The sequence below is a fragment of the Persicitalea jodogahamensis genome (assembly GCF_014651615.1).
GTDB lineage: Bacteria > Bacteroidota > Bacteroidia > Cytophagales > Spirosomataceae > Persicitalea > Persicitalea jodogahamensis.
Genome location: NZ_BMXF01000001.1, coordinates 930,757 through 948,455 on the forward strand (window position 1 = coordinate 930,757; position 17,699 = coordinate 948,455).

General features: G+C 50.7%; 17 protein-coding genes. 10 read left to right on the forward strand and 7 right to left on the reverse strand.

Features of this window, described 5'->3' with window-relative positions; all coding sequences use genetic code 11:
• Positions 1 to 6: 6 nt before the first annotated feature.
• Complete coding sequence (locus tag IE117_RS03865; RefSeq protein WP_189563013.1) at positions 7 to 1,053, reverse strand: quinone-dependent dihydroorotate dehydrogenase; 1,047 nt, start codon at positions 1,051 to 1,053, stop codon at positions 7 to 9.
• 219 nt (positions 1,054 to 1,272) lie between these two features.
• Here IE117_RS03865 and IE117_RS03870 point away from each other — a divergent pair, with 219 nt between their 5' ends.
• The 4 genes from IE117_RS03870 (at position 1,273) to purS (ending at position 4,023) form a co-directional block, all read left to right on the forward strand.
• Complete coding sequence (locus IE117_RS03870; RefSeq protein WP_189563014.1) at positions 1,273 to 1,890, forward strand: hypothetical protein; 618 nt, start codon at positions 1,273 to 1,275, stop codon at positions 1,888 to 1,890.
• Between the two features lie 157 nt (positions 1,891 to 2,047).
• Positions 2,048 to 2,686, forward strand: coding sequence for an MBL fold metallo-hydrolase (locus IE117_RS03875; RefSeq protein WP_189563015.1), 639 nt, complete (start codon positions 2,048 to 2,050; stop codon positions 2,684 to 2,686).
• Between the two features lie 15 nt (positions 2,687 to 2,701).
• Complete coding sequence (pssA, locus tag IE117_RS03880; protein WP_189563016.1) at positions 2,702 to 3,397, forward strand: CDP-diacylglycerol--serine O-phosphatidyltransferase; 696 nt, start codon at positions 2,702 to 2,704, stop codon at positions 3,395 to 3,397.
• Positions 3,398 to 3,768: 371 nt separating this feature from the next.
• A complete protein-coding gene (gene purS / locus IE117_RS03885; RefSeq protein ID WP_189563017.1) occupies positions 3,769 to 4,023 on the forward strand; it encodes a phosphoribosylformylglycinamidine synthase subunit PurS in 255 nt (84 codons plus the stop codon).
• Positions 4,024 to 4,083: 60 nt separating this feature from the next.
• Here purS and IE117_RS03890 read toward each other — a convergent pair whose 3' ends face one another.
• Complete coding sequence (locus tag IE117_RS03890) at positions 4,084 to 4,443, reverse strand: CoA-binding protein (protein WP_189563018.1); 360 nt, start codon at positions 4,441 to 4,443, stop codon at positions 4,084 to 4,086.
• A gap of 280 nt (positions 4,444 to 4,723) precedes the next feature.
• On the opposite strand from IE117_RS03890, the gene IE117_RS03895 reads away from it, so the two are divergent.
• The 5 genes from IE117_RS03895 (at position 4,724) to IE117_RS03915 (ending at position 9,221) form a co-directional block, all read left to right on the forward strand.
• Positions 4,724 to 5,290, forward strand: a complete 567-nt coding sequence (locus IE117_RS03895) for an NUMOD4 domain-containing protein (protein ID WP_189563019.1) — start codon at positions 4,724 to 4,726, stop codon at positions 5,288 to 5,290.
• A 325-nt stretch (positions 5,291 to 5,615) separates the two neighbouring features.
• The gene (gene purE, locus IE117_RS03900; RefSeq protein ID WP_189563020.1) at positions 5,616 to 6,101 is read left to right on the forward strand and encodes a 5-(carboxyamino)imidazole ribonucleotide mutase; all 486 of its coding nucleotides are present in this window, start codon (positions 5,616 to 5,618) and stop codon (positions 6,099 to 6,101) included.
• 68 nt (positions 6,102 to 6,169) lie between these two features.
• Complete coding sequence (locus IE117_RS03905; RefSeq protein ID WP_189563021.1) at positions 6,170 to 6,841, forward strand: LysM peptidoglycan-binding domain-containing protein; 672 nt, start codon at positions 6,170 to 6,172, stop codon at positions 6,839 to 6,841.
• Positions 6,842 to 7,246: 405 nt separating this feature from the next.
• Complete coding sequence (locus IE117_RS03910; RefSeq protein ID WP_189563022.1) at positions 7,247 to 8,221, forward strand: NAD(P)-dependent alcohol dehydrogenase; 975 nt, start codon at positions 7,247 to 7,249, stop codon at positions 8,219 to 8,221.
• Between the two features lie 70 nt (positions 8,222 to 8,291).
• Complete coding sequence (locus IE117_RS03915) at positions 8,292 to 9,221, forward strand: CPBP family intramembrane glutamic endopeptidase (protein WP_189563023.1); 930 nt, start codon at positions 8,292 to 8,294, stop codon at positions 9,219 to 9,221.
• A 62-nt stretch (positions 9,222 to 9,283) separates the two neighbouring features.
• On the opposite strand, the gene IE117_RS03920 is transcribed toward IE117_RS03915, so the two are convergent.
• The 4 genes from IE117_RS03920 to IE117_RS03935 all read right to left on the reverse strand — a co-directional run bounded on the left by IE117_RS03920 (position 9,284) and on the right by IE117_RS03935 (position 15,287).
• Positions 9,284 to 12,193: an outer membrane beta-barrel protein gene (locus tag IE117_RS03920; protein ID WP_189563024.1), complete on the reverse strand. Its 2,910-nt coding sequence runs from the start codon at positions 12,191 to 12,193 to the stop codon at positions 9,284 to 9,286.
• Between the two features lie 189 nt (positions 12,194 to 12,382).
• Complete coding sequence (locus IE117_RS03925; RefSeq protein ID WP_189563025.1) at positions 12,383 to 13,147, reverse strand: glycosyltransferase family 2 protein; 765 nt, start codon at positions 13,145 to 13,147, stop codon at positions 12,383 to 12,385.
• 32 nt (positions 13,148 to 13,179) lie between these two features.
• Entirely contained in the window at positions 13,180 to 14,424 is a 1,245-nt protein-coding gene (locus IE117_RS03930; protein ID WP_189563026.1) for a glycosyltransferase family 4 protein, read from the reverse strand.
• A 53-nt stretch (positions 14,425 to 14,477) separates the two neighbouring features.
• Complete coding sequence (locus IE117_RS03935; protein WP_189563027.1) at positions 14,478 to 15,287, reverse strand: FkbM family methyltransferase; 810 nt, start codon at positions 15,285 to 15,287, stop codon at positions 14,478 to 14,480.
• Positions 15,288 to 15,470: 183 nt separating this feature from the next.
• Here IE117_RS03935 and IE117_RS03940 point away from each other — a divergent pair, with 183 nt between their 5' ends.
• Complete coding sequence (locus IE117_RS03940; RefSeq protein WP_189563028.1) at positions 15,471 to 16,736, forward strand: nucleotide sugar dehydrogenase; 1,266 nt, start codon at positions 15,471 to 15,473, stop codon at positions 16,734 to 16,736.
• Positions 16,737 to 16,754: 18 nt separating this feature from the next.
• On the opposite strand, the gene IE117_RS03945 is transcribed toward IE117_RS03940, so the two are convergent.
• The gene (locus IE117_RS03945; protein ID WP_262893098.1) at positions 16,755 to 17,672 is read right to left on the reverse strand and encodes a glycosyltransferase; all 918 of its coding nucleotides are present in this window, start codon (positions 17,670 to 17,672) and stop codon (positions 16,755 to 16,757) included.
• Between the last annotated feature and the right edge of the window lie 27 nt (positions 17,673 to 17,699).

Sequence of the window (17,699 nt, forward strand, 5' to 3'; positions counted from 1 at the left end):
CTTGTTTTATGTGTTCAAAGTGCGTTGTTCGACGAGGGATTTACAGATTCGGCGGGCGAGGCCTGGTCCTTCGTAGATGAATCCGGTGTAGATTTGTAACAGGGAAGCTCCGGCGTTCAGCTTTTCGCGGGCATCTGCGGGCGAGGCTATCCCTCCCACACCAAGTACCGGAAAAGCGTCGCCTGACTTTTCACAAAGATAACGAATTACTTCCGTCGAGCGGTGCCGTAAAGGCTGTCCACTAAGCCCTCCGGCTCCAATTTTTTCCAAATCCGAGTCTGAAACATTCAAACCTTTGCGGGAAATGGTGGTGTTGGTAGCGATGACTCCCGCGATACCCGTCGCCAGAACAATCTCCACGATATCGTCGAGTTGACTATGATTGAGATCAGGTGCAATCTTTAGAAAAATCGGTTTGGGTTTCGGTTTGTAATTATTCAGTTTCTGTAGTTCACGCAGCAAGTGAGTAAGGGGTTCTTTCTCCTGCAAATCACGCAGGCCGGGAGTATTGGGCGAACTTACATTGACTACAAAATAATCCACCACCTCGAACAAATCCTGAAAGCAGCGTACGTAGTCGTCCAGGGCTTTTTCGTTGGGGGTGTCCTTATTTTTGCCAATATTCCCTCCGACCATAATGTCCGACTTGCGATACCGCAGCTTGGCAGCGGCCACACCAGCCCCTTTATTGTTGAAGCCCATGCGGTTGATGAGGGCATTGTCGTCTTTCAACCGAAAAAGCCGGGGCCTTTCATTGCCTGGCTGCGGGCGGGGCGTGACGGTGCCAATCTCCACGTAGCCAAAACCAAGGGCGGCGAGTTCATCCACCATTTCAGCGTTTTTGTCGAATCCCGCCGCCAAGCCCACAGGGTTTTTGAACCTCAGCCCTGCTACCTCACGCACCAGCGAGGGGTGCTCGAACACATAAAGCTTCTTCAGTAGGCCCGGCACGAGGGGAAGCCCATAAGCAAAGCGTAGAGCATTACAGACCCAGTGGTGAACGCGCTCGGCGTCGAAGAAGAAGAGAAAGGGGAGGAGGAGACGTTTGTACATTTTACAAAAATAGGCGGTTCCCGGCTAGGGTGGGGGATCGAAGTCGATTTTCTTTTGAAGAATATGACAACTTATCCTCACAGCTGGGTAAGAGATTGCTCAAAGGCACGTGGGTTCAGGATGTCCAAGCGATTGCTGGGGGTATGGCCGGTTTGGAATGATTATTTTTATGAAACCTACTAATTCATTTATTCATCAGAACTAAAAAAAGCATATACCATGGACACTCTAAGAAATTCAGAAACAATTGATTCGACCACCGAACTTGATGCCAAAACCGGCACCATTACGGGAGTATTTCACGATAAGGACGACGCCGAAAAAGCGTATAACTCGCTCATCGAGCGTGGCTACAGCCGCGACGACATTTCTGTATTGATGTCGGACGAAACGCGGAAAACAAACTATAAGGATCTGGATGAGGACGACCGTTCTGATCTGGGCAACAAAGCGATGGAAGGCGCGGGCGTAGGCTCGGCTATCGGCGGTACAGCCGGTGCTATTGTAGGCGCCATCGCGGCCATCGGGACGGCTATCGCACTCCCCGGCCTCGGGCTGGTTATCGCGGGTCCGATCGCTGCCGGACTGGCAGGAGCAGGAGCAGGTGGACTCACAGGTGGAATTATTGGCGCGCTTGTTGGTTCAGGAATTCCCGAAGAACGGGCGGCCGTATACAAGGAAAGCCTGGAAAATGGCGGAATTGTGGTAGGCGTGAAAGCACGTTCTCACGAGGAAGGCGCAGCTATCGCTGATGACTGGAAAACCTACCGCGGCCGGAACATCCATACAGGTTGGGAGTCTGGCTTGTGGGCTGATACCCAAAACAGCACCTATTAATTGACTGGCAGAAAGTCAATGCAAATTTTAGGTTCTAAACCTTTTGCGAATCCCCCATCACTAAGATGGGGGATTTTTTGTTATAGCTTCAATATGGCTGACCCGGAAAGGTTTTGCCTGAGTTTGCTAACTTCGCACTTCCAATCCATCCAGCCCTATGATTCAAATTCAGTCTTTTGTATTCAGCCCTTTTTCTGAAAATACCTATGTGCTGTTCGACGAAACCAATGAGGCCATACTTATTGATCCTGGTTGTTATGAACCGGAGGAATATCGGGAGCTGAGTAATTTCATTAAAGAGAATGAGCTTAGACCCATCGGAATTTTCAATACCCACGCCCACATTGATCATGTTCTGGGTGTAGAAAAACTGAAAAATACTTACAAAGTACCCTTTGCGTTGCATCGCCTGGATGAACCGTTGCTGAGAGCGGTAAAAACCTACGCCCCAAATTACGGCTTTCCTGCCTTCGACGAACCTGCTGTGGAGCGTTGGCTCGAAGCGGGCGAGACAATCACATTTGGCAATTCTACGCTGAAAATCGTTTTTGTTCCCGGCCATGCGCCCGGTCATTTGGCTTTCGTGAACGATCCGCAAAAGTTCGTCATCGGTGGCGATGTACTTTTTCGGCAGAGCATTGGTCGCACTGATCTACCCGGAGGCGACATGGATACGCTGTTGCACAGCATCCGCACCCAGCTTTTTACCCTGCCCGACGAGTACACGGTATACGCTGGCCATATGCAGCCAACTACCATTGGTTACGAGAAAAAGAACAACCCTTTTTTTAAATAATTTGCCGGATTTTTCATGAAACGACACATTCCCAACGCCCTCACCTGTGCCAACCTGCTCTGCGGCTGCGTGGGAATCGTGGAGGTTTTCCATAACAACATGCTGCTGTCCTGCGCCTTGATTGGCCTGGCGGCAGTATTTGATTTTTTCGACGGCTTTGCGGCGCGGCTGCTCAATGTCAGTTCGCCTATTGGTAAAGAATTGGATTCCCTGGCCGACATGACAACCTTCGGCGTACTACCCGCCATGATTATCTATCAGCTTCTGCTACGTTCCGTACCGGGACTTGACGACCTGTGGATTCCTAACCTGGCTTTCCTGATTGTTGTCTGTTCGGCCCTGCGATTGGCCAAGTTCAACATCGACCCCCGGCAGAGCGACTCGTTCATCGGGGTTCCCACGCCAGCGAATGCCTTACTGATAGCATCACTGCCTTTTATCATTCGCAACTACCCGGATTGGGAGCCCATGATCGCCAACACCACCAATCTGTTGATATTTACAGCAATTATGTCCTACCTGTTGGTAGCAGAATTGCCGCTTTTCGCTTTGAAGTTCAAATCATTTGGGTGGGCAGGGAACGAAGTCAGGTATGTTTTCCTGCTCGTTGCGATTGTGTTGATTTTGCTTCTTGGATTTTTGGCAGTGCCAATGGTGGTAGCGCTATATGTGTTGTTGAGTGCAGGACTGGCCCTGAACGGAAGAGGGTAGTGTGGATCGATGCCGTCACCATTGGCCACCCTTCTGAATTTAGAAGAGATGTCCTGGGCTTTTCAGGAAGTGATCGCTCCCGTTGCAACGAACAATAACTCTCATCGCTCCATGCCTCGATCTCCATTATTCTGTGATTCTTGTTTTGATGACGGGACAAGGGGATTGGGTGAATACCCACTCTCTACTCCTTTGGGACAGGAAACAGGATACGACAAATAGCCTCACACCCACGGTAATTGAGAATACCAAATATTCCCCAGCTGGGTTCCGGATCGGAATTCGTGTCAGGAAATTGGTTCGCCACACATTTTATTGCATTTTTGCAGTCTCCAAAAATCTCTAAACAACTCGCCCACCCGTCTTTCGCCATGCAATTCGCCGCCGACATCAACATCATGCCCATTAAGGAAATCCTTGACCCGCAGGGCAAAGCCGTCAAACTTGGTCTGCACAACCTCGGCATCGACCAGGTGGATGATGTCCGCATTGGCAAGCACATCACGATTCGGCTGGAGGCCGCCGACGCGGAAGCTGCAGAGGAGAAAGTGAAAATAGCCTGCGAGAAACTTTTGGCTAACCTCATCATGGAGGAATTCAGCTTCGAAGTTCATCCCGTTCAATAAGTATCCCTGGCTTTCTTCTGGGATATTTATTCCCCATGCCGTAGAGTTTTTCTACTGCCGCTAGTACTGTCCGGTCGATAGCATAACGAGCGTGCAAGCTTCTATGGGCTCAATTCCGTTCTGGGTCAGTAAGTTCTCAAACTCTGAGTTCTCGGTACCCGGATTGAAAATCACGCGTTTCGGGTGAAGGGAAACTACGTAGTCATAGTACTCAGGTTGATTGCGTGGGCCAACGTAAAGCGTTACGGTATCTATGGCGTCGTGAATGCCTTTTTGGGTATGAATAGGCTCTCCTGCCACTTCTCCCGGCCGCAGACCAATCTGTACGATCTCATGTCCGTGGCGTTTGAGGCGGTGTGCCGCCGAGAAGGCGTAGCGGCTTGGATTGGAGGTCGCTCCTATAATCAATGTTTTTTTCATGGATTGAATTGAAAGGTTCGATGATAAGAAAAATCGCTTGGTCCGATTTTTCTTACTGATCTGTAATGTAAAATCTCATACCCGAGTTTAGAACAGAATCTTAACTTTGTGTTGAGGATTTGTTTAACACCAGAACGCTATATCAACTTTGATACTGCTGTTTCTATCTCCTAATACACGGTGACGTGCATTAGGGAAACATTGAGGTATTGCACCACCAAAATCTCGTTTAGGCAAAACCAGTCGTAACGAAACAAAGTCCACACAAAAGCCATACAAAATGAACGATACCAAGAGTAGCTTTTGGAATGAAAAATGGGTCAAAATTGATTTTGGGGGCTTCGAAGATGATCCTCATTACGAAGTCTCGAATTATGGCCGGCTGAAAAGTTTTCAAACCAAGCCTGATGAAGGCGTCATTATTAAGGGGTCGACTATTCAGGGCTACCCCTCACTTAATATTAGAATACCGGGCAGAAAGTCCGCCAACCGCTACGTTCACAAACTAGTGGCCGAATACTTTGTGAAGAAACCGAGCCAGGAACACGAGTTTGTGATCCATCTCGATTATGACAAGCGCAACAATTACTACCAGAATCTGAAGTGGGTAACCAAAGACGAGCTGACCATCCATAATAAGGAAAATCCGGCTATCCTTAACCGTGTGATGCCCCGCTATACCAAAAATTACAAACTCACTGACAGTAAAGTGAGAATGATCAGAAAACTGCTTAAAAACGACAATAACAGATTAAAAATGATCGCCAAGCAGTTCGGTATCACGCACACGCAACTCAACCGTATCCGCTCGGGCGAAAACTGGAAAAGCCTTGAGGGGGACGAATGACGTTTGGACGACAAAACACGCCCGGCACCTTCTCTCATTTAGGGGAAATCGGCAGTACAATCAATTGCTGCGGGGAAGGGAATAGGGAAAAATCTCTCCCTGTACTGGCACAATGCAGGATCTTTCTGCTAAATTGTGGTTTTTTGAAAGCTGCGGATTTGCCTTGCGCAATTTCTGTCCGGAATTTTTTAACAAAAGATTAACCGTTTCATTCCGGACTAACCAAGACATAGCGAACGGGTGATCGCTACAATGCCGTAGTTTTTTGCCAGAGAACAGATAGGTGGTCTGCCACGGCGATTACGCCATTAATAAACAGAGAAGAATGATTGGAATCATCATGGGTAGTCTTTCGGATCAGAAGATCATGCAGGAAGCTGCCGCCGTACTAAGTGAGCTTAACGTAGCGTTTGAAATGGAGGTAGTGTCGGCTCATCGTACCCCGGAGAGAATGGTGGAATACGCCAAGACGGCCAGGCAGCGCGGGTTGAAGGTGATCATTGCCGGGGCAGGTGGCGCAGCTCATCTGCCGGGCATGGTAGCTTCGTTGACGACACTCCCCGTGATTGGTGTTCCAATACTGTCCAGCAACTCCATCGATGGCTGGGACTCGGTCCTGTCGATTTTGCAGATGCCCGGTGGCGTTCCCGTGGCGACCGTGGCACTCAATGGAGCCAAAAATGCCGGAATACTGGCCGCACAGATTATAGGAAGCAGTGACCAGACCGTGGCTGCTACCCTGGATGCCTACAAAGAAGCGCTGAAAGAGAAGGTGGCTGTGATGAACGAAGAATTGAACGCCAATATCTAAGCCTGACCGCTCTCTATTTCTTACCTTTGCGGTAACATTGCCCCGTCCATAAAGAATACACGCCACGCATGGAAGAAGAAGAACCAAAGAAAAGGAACATCCGCCCAAAGGAAACTTCCAGATTACCGCTTATTACGCTGCTGTCTCTGCTGGCAATTATTGTGGCCCTTTTTGTGATTGGCTGGGAGTATATTTCCGACGATGCCAAAGGTTCAGATGAGGTGACAAACACTGTTCCCGACACAACAAGCAAGTATATTCCACCCGATATCCGCGACGAGCCGGAAGATATCGGAAACGAAACGGAAGATACAAGCTTACCTGATAATGTGGGATCGGCGGTAGCTGTGCAAGACCCGCCTGCCCCGGTGGTCGAGAAGCCGAAACCAGAACCGAAGCCTACTCCGAAACCCGCTAACGTTGGAGGGAAAGAAATCACCCACACAGTGGCATCGGGTGAAACCTTCTTCGGCATCGCCAATCGTTATAACCTGAGTACCGAAACTCTCCGTTCGCTCAATCCGCAGCTCACCAACACCAGCACCGACCTGAAAGCGGGAGTTACTAAACTCAATGTCCGTGTTCAGGCAGTGCATACCGTGGGGCCGGGAGACGTTTTGCGTGTAGTGGCAAAAAAGTATAACATCAGCAAGCAGCAACTGATGGAGGCCAACGGAAAAAGCCGCGACTATGCCGAGCGGGGAGAAAAGCTGGTAATTCCTTTTGGAGTGCGCAAGTAAAAGGCGCGTGGCATTCTCCGGGAAGTTCATGTGTCGGTGTACGATAAGGGATCATCAATCCTAACCGCTCTGTGCATACACTTCTGGTACAGCTTACTATATTGCTGACCATTGATTTTAGTGCTTCGCCTCAAAGTGCGGCCCCGGTACGCGCCACCTTCTCCGGTTTGCCGGGGTACTGGTGAAGAAAGCGATCAGCACTATGCCTAGCGATTTTTTCAAAGTGATTTTTTCATTGATACGTTGCATGTTTCAATGCGTCTACCGGTGGGGACAATACCCTCAAAATTGCCTAAAAAGGTGTCGTACTGGAATATCAGCAGATAGGCTTTTAAGTACTTAATCGAGGTAGATTAGGCATTTACAATTTCGGAACTCAACGCCCGATCCAGGAAATCCAAAGTCATGAAGGCAGCCTTTTACACCCAGTATGGCGACCCCAGGGTACTTTCGGTAAAGGAAGTGGAAAAACCAACGCCCAAAGAGAATGAAGTACTGGTGCGCGTATATGTGACCACGGTCAATAGAACCGACTGTGCCAATTTAACGGCCAAACCATTCATTATGCGGTTTGTCAATGGCCTGATGAAACCCAAACGGCAAATTCCGGGCACCGACTTCGCCGGCGAAATTGCTGCAGTTGGGACCAAAGTCAAGTCCTTCGAAGTGGGCGACAGGGTATGGGGTTTTGGTGATCAGGGAATTTGCTCGCAAGCTGAATACCTGTGTCTGCCGGAGGAAAAAGCAATGGCTCATTTTCCGGCCAGCCTTTCTTATGAGCAAGCTGCTGCCAGCGTAGAAGGTGCGCATTATGCCTGCAATTTCATCAATAAAGTCAAACTAGCACCCGGACAAAAAGCCATCGTAAACGGAGCGACTGGCGCGATCGGTTCGGCGCTTTTGCAATTTTTGAAATACCACGAACTCAGCGTTACGGCTGTTTGTAATACCAAAAATATCGAACGTATCAAATCCTTGGGAGCCGATAAAATCATAGATTATACCCGACAGGACTTTACAGATGACGACGAGAAATATGACTTTGTCTTTGATACCGTCGGCAAAAGTACCTTTGGCATGTGTAAACCCTTATTGAAGGATGAAGGGATATACATTTCTTCGGAGCTGGGCCCTGGCAGCCAAAATATTTTCTTAGCTCTGTTTACCCCATTGCTTGGCGGGAAAAAGGTCATATTTCCCATTCCGTCGGATATAAAGGGTAGTCTGACTTTTATCGGGCGCCTTGTCGAGAAGGGTAAATTCATGCCTGTAATTGATACGACTTATCCGCTCGAAAACATTGCCGAGGCGTATCGCTATGTACTGACGGGCCAGAAAACCGGCAATGTGGTCATCAGGGTGCAGTTGCCGCCTCATTGAGTAGCGTATTGACTCACCGCTGAGGTTCTCCCATTCCCCGTACTTTCCGGGCTACTTCTTCTCCACTATTATGCGAAAAATCGCATCCTGCCTACGTACTTATGTGCATGAAGACTACGAGCGAAGCCTCTACCTGAAAGAAGCGCTGTTCTTAGTTGTATTGATCAGCATCAACTACACCATCGGGCTGGAAGACCGGATCATTGACGCCTGGATCGGTAACCCGATCCGGATTGTTTGGTACTTTCTGCTGTACGCTACCGCGTACTATGGCGCGCTGTTGATCTGGGCCCGGCACACCGGGCAGATGCAGATCTTCCGGAATCGCCGGGTATGGCTCTACAGCTTGTTTGGAATGGCCGTTTTGGGATGGGATGGAGGTTTTTATGGGTACCAGGCTTGGAGCAAAGAGCTTTTCGGCGGGCAAATCTATTGGTTTGCCTTCTACGGGCTGTCCAACCTGTCTTCGCTCCTGACGATATTTATGCCCCTCACTCTCTTCTACTTTCTTGCAGATGACCGGAGTACCCGGTTTTACGGACTTTTTAAGGCGCAAAATGTCAGCCCCTATCTGATGCTGTTGGCGGCAATGCTGCCGCTGGTTATGTGGGCTTCTTTCCAGCCCGATTTTCTGCGTACCTACCCTTCCTACCGCGACTCCGCCGCCGACGAGTTTTTCGGTGTAGCTCCCTGGGTTACGGCTTTGGCCTTTGAACTTTTTTATGGATTTGATTTTATTTCTACCGAGTTACTGTTTCGGGGCTTTCTGATTATCGGTATGGCGCATTTATTGGGACGTGGTGCCCTGCTGCCTATGGTAGTCTGCTACGCTTCCCTACACTTTGGCAAGCCCCTCGGCGAAACGATAGGTTCGGTATTCGGAGGGTATATCCTCGGTGTCATTGCGCTTCAATCGCGGTCAGTCTGGGGAGGCATACTAGTGCACGTGGGCATCGCCTGGGCTATGGAGTTGGCCGCCTGGGTGCAGTTGTCACGATAATATGGCCGCTTGGGCAAAAATGAAAAATCCCCCGCAGCGTCACCGCGGGGGATTTTTATTGATTATTCAAATTGACGTCCTTCGCCCCGGGGCCCACCGCTACTAGGTCCGCGCTCACCGCCGGGACCGCCCCATTCGCGACGACGCTCTTCTTGGGGAGCGGGTGCTTTTCCAAAATTCCGTAACGTGTAGGTGAACGTAAGCATGGCGTATTGCGTCAACACGCGGCTTGTGACGTCTTCAAGGTAGGTTTCGGTCACATTACGGTTGATGCTGTTGTTCTGGGCCAGGATATCGAATACTGTCAGTTTCAGTTCTCCCTTGTTGTCTTTCAGGAATTTCTTGCCGAAGCTGGCGTTCCAGAGCGTAAAGTTCTGGTTGAAGCCTGCCCCGAGGCCCCGGTACGACTGGTTGGTCAGGTCGGTTTGCAGTACGAAACCTTTGCCGAAAATCCAGTTGATGCGGGCCGAAGTTTGCTGCGAGAAATAGTTGCTGTTCAAATTCGGCTGCAGGCTGTTCCGTACAATGTTGTAATTGCCGTTGAGCGACAGGGTGAAGTCTAGCTTTGTGCTGATATTACTACTCAAAACGATTCCCTGTGACAGTGCATAGTTGGTCGAAACGTTGAGTTGTTCGTTAATCAATCCTGGCAAGCGGCTGTAATTCAGTCCGGTACTTAGGTTGAGATTGGTTTTGATAGCCTTGATGGGAGAGCCGTAGTTGGCAAACGTCCGTATCGACCAGTTGCCATCGAGGTTGACGGGTGAAGTCAGCTGCGCCCCCTGCTGCAATACAACACCATTCGGCAGGGTCGTGGGGCGTTGCGCTACGAAAGTCGAATTTGAAATATTGTTCAGCGTGTAGTTAAGCGACGAGTAGAGGAAGAAATTTCGCCCCAGTTTGGAGTCTGAAGCTGAGTAGCGGGCGCTCACGCGGTGCGCGAACTCCTGCTTTAGATTGGGGTTTCCCGCTGTCAGGAATAATGGATTGCTGTTGTTGACCACGTTCTGCAACTGCGTGATGGAAGGCTCGTTGGTGGATGAACGATAGAACAACCGCAGATTTTTGCTCGCGCTGGCCCGATACATGAAATAAGCGTTGGGCAATAGGTTGAAAAAAGTCTGATCGACCTCGTTGTTTCTGGGGAAAAGCTGTTGGCTATACAGTCCGGCACTCTGAAAATCTACCCCCACTGCCCCGGAAACCAGTTTTTTGTTGGCTCTGAAAGACAGCCCGGCCCGCTGAGTCAGGTACTGGTTGTCGAAAGTGTTAGACAGCAGAGTGTCCAAGCTTACATACCGCTCCTCAGTATTGAGAAAATCGTAGGTTTCATTCTTGGAATTGCTGTTACTCAGTGAAACATTGTATTCAAGCTGCATCTGAACAAACTTACTGAGCGGCTCTGTGTAATTGATATTACCGCCAAGCCGGATATTGTCGGAGTTGGAGAAAGATTGCTGGTCGATGGTGTCGCTGGGGTTACGGCTGTCGGTGTAGTATTGATTCAGCGCGTAAAGCGTACCGTCGCCGCTGCGGTTGTTGAGATTTCCCGAAAGATTGACAGAAAGCGTCCGCCCTGCTTTTTCAAACTTATGCCGCCACAGTAATGAGTTGTTGGAGCTCAGGGCATTGCTGTGGGTAAATTTGTCATTATTGGTTTCGTTCAGCAAAGTACCGTTCGCCAATGATGTGGCTCCGATGCGTAGTGTAGTGGCCTGGTTGTCCTGCCAGCTGACGCCGGGTGAGAAAATGATGGAGTTGTTTTTATTGAGCGTGTACTCGAAGCGAAAATTGATTCGATGGTTTAGGTTGGTGTTGGCGTAGGTGTTGGTTTCTCCGTAAAATTGGTTCCCCGTGGAGTTGTTCAAAAAAGTTTCGCGGTTGGTCAACTCCAAGTTTGAATTGCCCGATCGGTTGAAAAAATAGCTACCCGTCACTTCCAGTTTCTCGCCCCACTTGTCGGTATAGTTCAGGCCGAATGCGCTCGTATTGGTAATGCCGCTTTGCTGACCCACCAGAAAGTTTCCGGCACTGCCGCCACCTCCGCCGCCCCGGCTACCCCCGCCACCCCGGCTGCCCCGACTACCTCCGCCCGAGCTGCCAAGCGCGCCGGCCAGGTCCTGCGAAGCAAAGTTCTGCTGGTTGATATTGTTGGAAAGCCCAATGATCGAAATGCGTTTCTCTTTCCCAAAGATATTAAGATTCCCTCCGGCCATGTAGCGGTCGTCGCTGCCGAAGCCTGCAAACGCCTTACCGAATTTGCCCGCGTTACGGTCCGATCGGGTGACGACATTGATGGTCTTTTGGGCGTTGCCATCATCGAATCCGGTGAGTTGCGCCTGGTCGCTCATGCGGTCGAAAACTTCAATTTTGTCCACGATCTCGGCGGGCAGATTTTTAAGGGCCAGCGTGGCGTCTTCACCGAAAAACTGTTTGCCGTCCACCAGCACCCGCTGCACCTTTTCGCCCTGGGCCTGCACCTCGCCATTCACAACGGAAATACCCGGCATTTTCTGGATCAAATCCTCTACGGTGGCGTCGGGGTTGGTCTTGAATGCCGCCGCGTTAAACTGCGTCGTGTCACCTTTCATTTGTGATTGCTGAATTTGGCCCACCACTTTCACTTCCTTCAGGTCTTGGGCGGCCTCTATCAGAAATAAGTTGCCCAAGTTGAAAGTACCCTCTGTTAACTCGACTGTTTGCTGTAAGTCTTTGAAGCTAAGGTAACTCACTTTCAGGAGGTACTTTTGCGGTTTCAGACCCGTAAATTCAAATGTCCCGTTAAGTCCGGTGGTGGTATATACGGGTTTGGCCGCATCGCCGGGCCCCGTCACACTGACGTACGCTCCGGCCACCGGACTCTGGGCGGTGCTATCCAGTACGGTGCCGGTGATTCCTAGGTTCTGGGCGGTCGCTTGCAGGCCTGCGAAAGCTAGCAACGTAAAAATGATCAACGAGGGCAGAGATTTCATAATCAAATGTTTAAGTGGTTCCGCCGAAATAGAAGCATGAAGGTAGAATTAGTTTAATGCTACGGGGCCACTACTCGACCAATGGGTGGTATTAGCCGACGAAAAGGGTGAACTAGTCTACGGTTCGGCGAGCGCAATCGCGCAACGGTCACCTACATTTGAAATTGAAGTCCCGGGGAGTGCTGCCAGCTATTTCTTGAAAGAGTAAAACCGCAAGCCGCGTGCGACAATCCTGATATGATTCACGACAGTGGGAAATAATCCGAAATGCCCGCGAAGTACCTTAAAACGGTCCAGCAACGAGCGACGCCGGTGCCGCGCCGATATTCCACCTGTGAGGTAGCGGCAAAGAACAAATGGAAGGTAAACGGTTTTCTGGGACCTTTTGAGGCACTTGATTTCCCAGTCGATGTCCGCGCTTAGGTTAGTGGTATCGTAAGCCGGAACAATGGTCCGTCGCACAATGAATGCCTGATGGCTGATTTTCATTCCCAGCGCAAAGTCCTGCCAATGAATTTCTTTGGGCAGAGCATGTGGCGTCACCTGACTGCGAAGTCCGATTTCCTGTCCTGAATCGTCCACAAAGAGCGCGTCGCTGTAATAGACATCGGCCGGGTCCTGGAAGGCGTGGAGCAGCCGGGAAAGTACCTGCCCATCATGTACTTCGTCGCCCGCGTTCAGGAACCACAGGTAGTCGCCGGTGGCTAGGCTCAACCCTTTGTTCATGGCATCGTAGAGCCCTTTGTCGGGTTCCGACAATATGCGGGTGAACAAACTGCTATACTGTTCTGCAATTTGCAGAGTGCCATCTTGTGAAGCCCCGTCGACCAGGATATATTCCACCTCATCGACGACTCCGGGTACCAGCCGAGCTGCCTTGGCTACACTCCTCAGCGTGCGTTCCAGGAATTGCTCGGCGTTGTAAGTGATCGTGATGATGGTCAGGAGTGGCACTGTTTCAATCGGATTTATTGAGATTGGTTTTTCTAGGTCAGCGACTGGTACAAATCTTCGTATTGACGGGCAACGATCCCTTCGGCGTAAGTTTCCAGCACTTTCTGGCGGGCACTGTGAGAAATATTTTCGTCGGCATCGTTTTCCAGAATCCAACGTATTCCTTCCGCCAGCGATTCCGCCGATCGGTACTCGGCAACATAACCATTTTTAAGATGGTCGATCATGTCGGGAATTCCCCCGTTATCAAATCCTACCACCGGCGTACCGCAGGCCATCGCTTCCATCACCGTGTTGGGTAGATTGTCTTCTATCGACGAAACTACCATCAGGTCAGCGGCGGCGTAGGCTTCCGCAATTTGGGTGGTATCCGTCAATTTTCCCAAATCATGGATGGGTAGTTGCAGATCATGGTAGGCGTCCGGCTGGGATTTTCCAAAAAGCAGGATTTCGATCTCCCCGGCCGTGGCAGCCAACGCGTTTAGTGCATCCCGAAAGTAAGCATACCCTTTCCGGGGGTCCTGCGTATTTGCCCCCGCGAACAGAACCAGTTTTTTATTTACGGGCAGGCTCAACTTTCGCCGGACAGCGCCTTTGTCTACGGGCAAAAATACAGAGGTATCGATTGGGTTGGGAATCGTGAGGACGGGTAGATGGTCAGTAAGGGCGGCATGGCGAATCAGGCCGCTCAACCACCGGCTGGGCGACACGAAGGTTAGGGGCGCGGCGGCCAGCAGGTTTTTTTTTCTGTTAAAGATTTGAGAGGAAAGGTCATGCTCGCCGGGGTTTTTGAGATAAGGACAAAAGCCGCAGTGCGACCGATAACGCTCGCAACCCCGGCTATAATGACACCCACCCGTAAATGCCCACATATCGTGCATGGTCCAGACAACAGGCTTGCCCAGGCGGAAGAGCTTTTCTAACCCTCCTAAGGAAACAAACCCGAAGTTGATCCAATGGAGATTGATCACGCTGGCCTGCTGCACCAGAGGATGCCTTTCAAGGGGGACACCTACGGCAGCCGGGGAAAAGGCAAAGCGTACGCTTTTGTCTTTTTCATAAGGTAGAAACCGTAGCCTCTCGGCTCCGAATCGCAGCCAGAACATTTTTTCTTTCCAGGAAGTATCTGCCCAGGCCGTTACCCCAACTTCCGGTTTGACAACCCGGTACACAAGCAGTCGGGAGTCCACCCCATGATTGCGCAAGGCACGGTTGAGGCGAGAGGCTGCCACTGCCGCCCCGCCTTCTGCCTGAAATGTGCTGATATGCAGGATCATGTTCCTGTGAGTGAGGTAGCTTGGGGTACTACGTTATTATTACCGGTGGCACTTCATTCCCGCCATCCAAAAATATTAAGTTGCAAATCCATCGTAGCATTGCCGCGGTAGCGATGATTGACGAAAGGCCGCTTACGGTGCTGATTGGTGTCCACATAATAGCGGAACCCGTTCTCTTCAAACACTTTGACGACGCCGGCAAGTGATTGCGAATGACCGATGTAGGAATGAAACTCCACGAACAGGTTTTCTACGTGCCCCAGCGAGTCGGCGCAGTCGGCCAGTACGTCTATCTCCGCTCCTTCGATGTCTATCTTTAAAAAATCAATGCGTTTTTCTTTACGCAGGTAATCCCGCAAACGAACCGAGGGTACCAAATTCATTTGAGCCGATTCGGAATAGATGGACGAGGAATCGGCCGCTTCGCTGCCAAATTGGACACCTTGGTCGTCGGTCCAGACGGCTTTGTCAATTACCTCGACATCCGTGATTCCATTGCTTTGTAAGTTCTCCCGCAGTAGTTCGGCAATGCTGGCTTCTGCCTCGAAAGCAATAACACGGGCTTGGGGGTACCGTTCTTTAAAATATAAAACGCTCATCCCCACATTGGCGCCGCAATCCAGAATGACGGGTTGGGGATGGTCGGATGTGAATTCGTAAAATGCATCGGCAAAAATCTCCTGATGCTGGAATAGAAACGACATCGTATCGGGTACCCGAAGGCGGTACTTGCCAAAGCGAACCTCGGTAAGACGGTGCCGTGGCTTGTCGCCGTATCGCCACAGCAAGCCAATGAACTCGCGGTCGCGGGCCGTACGCAGGGCGTTGTAAGGTTCTTTCAGTAATTGTTTTAACCAGAACAAACCAATGGAGAATAGACTATGGACAATGAGAATAACCAGTGGGGACGGTCGATTCTTTAGCGTTTGTACAAAACTTGCGCTTTTATCATTTAAAAAAAAGCCGGTTGCCATCGACCAATAGCCAATGGGCGGCGCCACTTTCTTAAAAATAGATAGCTTTGGGGTAGTTTAATCCCAATTTTAATGCATCTGCATCCCCCTTTGAAAATTGCCGTTATCGGTCTTGGCTATGTCGGCCTGCCGCTGGCTCTGGCGTTCAGCAAGCGGTACTCAGTTGTCGGACTTGACACCGACCTGGCCCGAATAGCGGAACTTCTGGCTCACCACGACCGCACCCAGGAGCTGACCGACCGCCAATTGCAAACCGCCGAATCGCTGCAATTTACTGGCGACGCGGCTGATTTGAAAGACTGTACGGTATTTGTGGTCACGGTGCCCACTCCCATAGACGATTATAAAAAGCCGGATCTCAGGTCGCTGCTGGCGGCCAGTCATACGGTGGGCACGCTGCTAAAAAAAGGCGACGTCGTCATCTACGAGTCGACGGTTTATCCCGGCTGCACGGAGGAAGACTGTGTGCCTGTTTTGGAGCAGACCAGCAGACTGAACTTCAATACAGACTTTTTTTGCGGCTATTCGCCCGAGCGAATCAACCCGGGCGACAAAGTCAATACGTTGACCAAAATCAAAAAAGTTACCTCGGGAAGTACCCCGGGAACGGCCAGGTTTGTGGACGAGTTGTACGGCACCATCATCGAGGCCGGCACGCATCTGGCGCCGAGTATCCGGGTAGCCGAGGCCTCGAAGGCCATTGAGAATGCCCAGCGCGACGTGAATATATCTTTCATGAACGAGCTGGCCCTCATTTTCGACCGGATGAATATTGACACTACCGAAGTACTGGAAGCAGCGGGGACCAAGTGGAATTTTTTGAAATACAAACCCGGGCTCGTCGGCGGACATTGCATTGGGGTAGATCCGTACTATCTGGCTTACAAAGCTGAGTCTTTGGGCTATTACCCGCAGGTAATCCTGTCGGGACGCCGTGTAAATGACCAAATGGGTGTTTTTGTGGCCAATAAGCTGGTAAAATTACTGATCAAAAAAGGCCACAAAATAGAAGGGAGCCGCGTCTTGATCCTGGGCATTACCTTCAAGGAAAACTGCCCCGATATCAGAAATACCCGCGTGGTCGATGTAATCCATGAATTGAGTGACTTTGGTATGGAGGTGGACGTGAAAGACCCCTGGGCCGTGCCGGAAGAGGTATCCGAAGAGTACGGAATCCGACTGGTCGAAGGCATTGAGGGTAAATACGAGGCTGTGGTGCTGGCCGTGGCGCATAGCGAATTCACCTCGCTGGATTTTGCCGAATTCACCCACGCTCATTCGGTAGTTTTTGATTTGAAGGCAACTTTGCCCAAAAATGCCGTCGATGCCCGGCTGTAATCGGAGAGTTGCAGCGCGCTAGACGCCGTACTTCATTCGGTTTTTGAGCTTTACACGCCAGGGCAGGTTGTAGTAGGTGCGGAAAGTTTTTTGTACCGCCGGGTCGGATTGCAAGTTAAAATCAAAATCAACTTTCCCAATGGCAAGTTCCTGGCCGTAAGTGTTCGCTTTGAAAGTGAAATTGGTGCCGCTGCCATCCGTGCCGATATTCATGATTTTGGATTTTACCGGATAAAGACCGTAGGCTGAATGCTGCATTTGTGCCAGCGTCCAGCGAATGGCCCAGGAATCAATGACGCCCCGCTGTTGCTTAATCAGCATGGGCCAAAGATCGTCGCCGCCCACGTTTAACTTTTCCTTCCAGTCCGGGTCGTTTTTTATTTTGGCAAAAACCCCAACCTGCCAGTCGGCTTTCTGCCAGCGGTCGCGCCAGGTGCCCCAGCCCCACGAACTGGCGCGGGGGGCCAGGTATGCGTCCCCGGTGTAGTCGGGGGGCAGCGCGATAGGCGGTGTGTAGCCCGTGACCGAAAAAATGTCCGGCCGATTTCTATACACTTCGAGCGCGGCATTCATGTAATCCAGGAAATCCGGCGTGCAGATCATGTCGTCTTCCAGCACAATGACGGTTTCGTGGGTGTCGAGAATTTGGCTGACGCCTTCAATGACAGACTTCGCCAATCCTTTATTCTGCGGGGATGCGACAGTAGTCAGAGATCTGAACCCCATCGTTTCGGCCAGCAATTCCCTGACTTCCCGCACTAAATCGGCGTCCGATGCTCCCTTTGATCCATCGGAAAACACGATCAGATCACTTTTTGCAGCGAGTGGGTTTCGCCGAAGGGCGTCAAGCGTCTGCCGCAAGTGCTGTGGGCGATTGTAGCAAAAAACGATGATCGGGGCGAGTCGCGCGGAGGGCATAGAAGAGGATTTGGCAATTTTGTTTCCTTACTTTTGCAAAAAAAC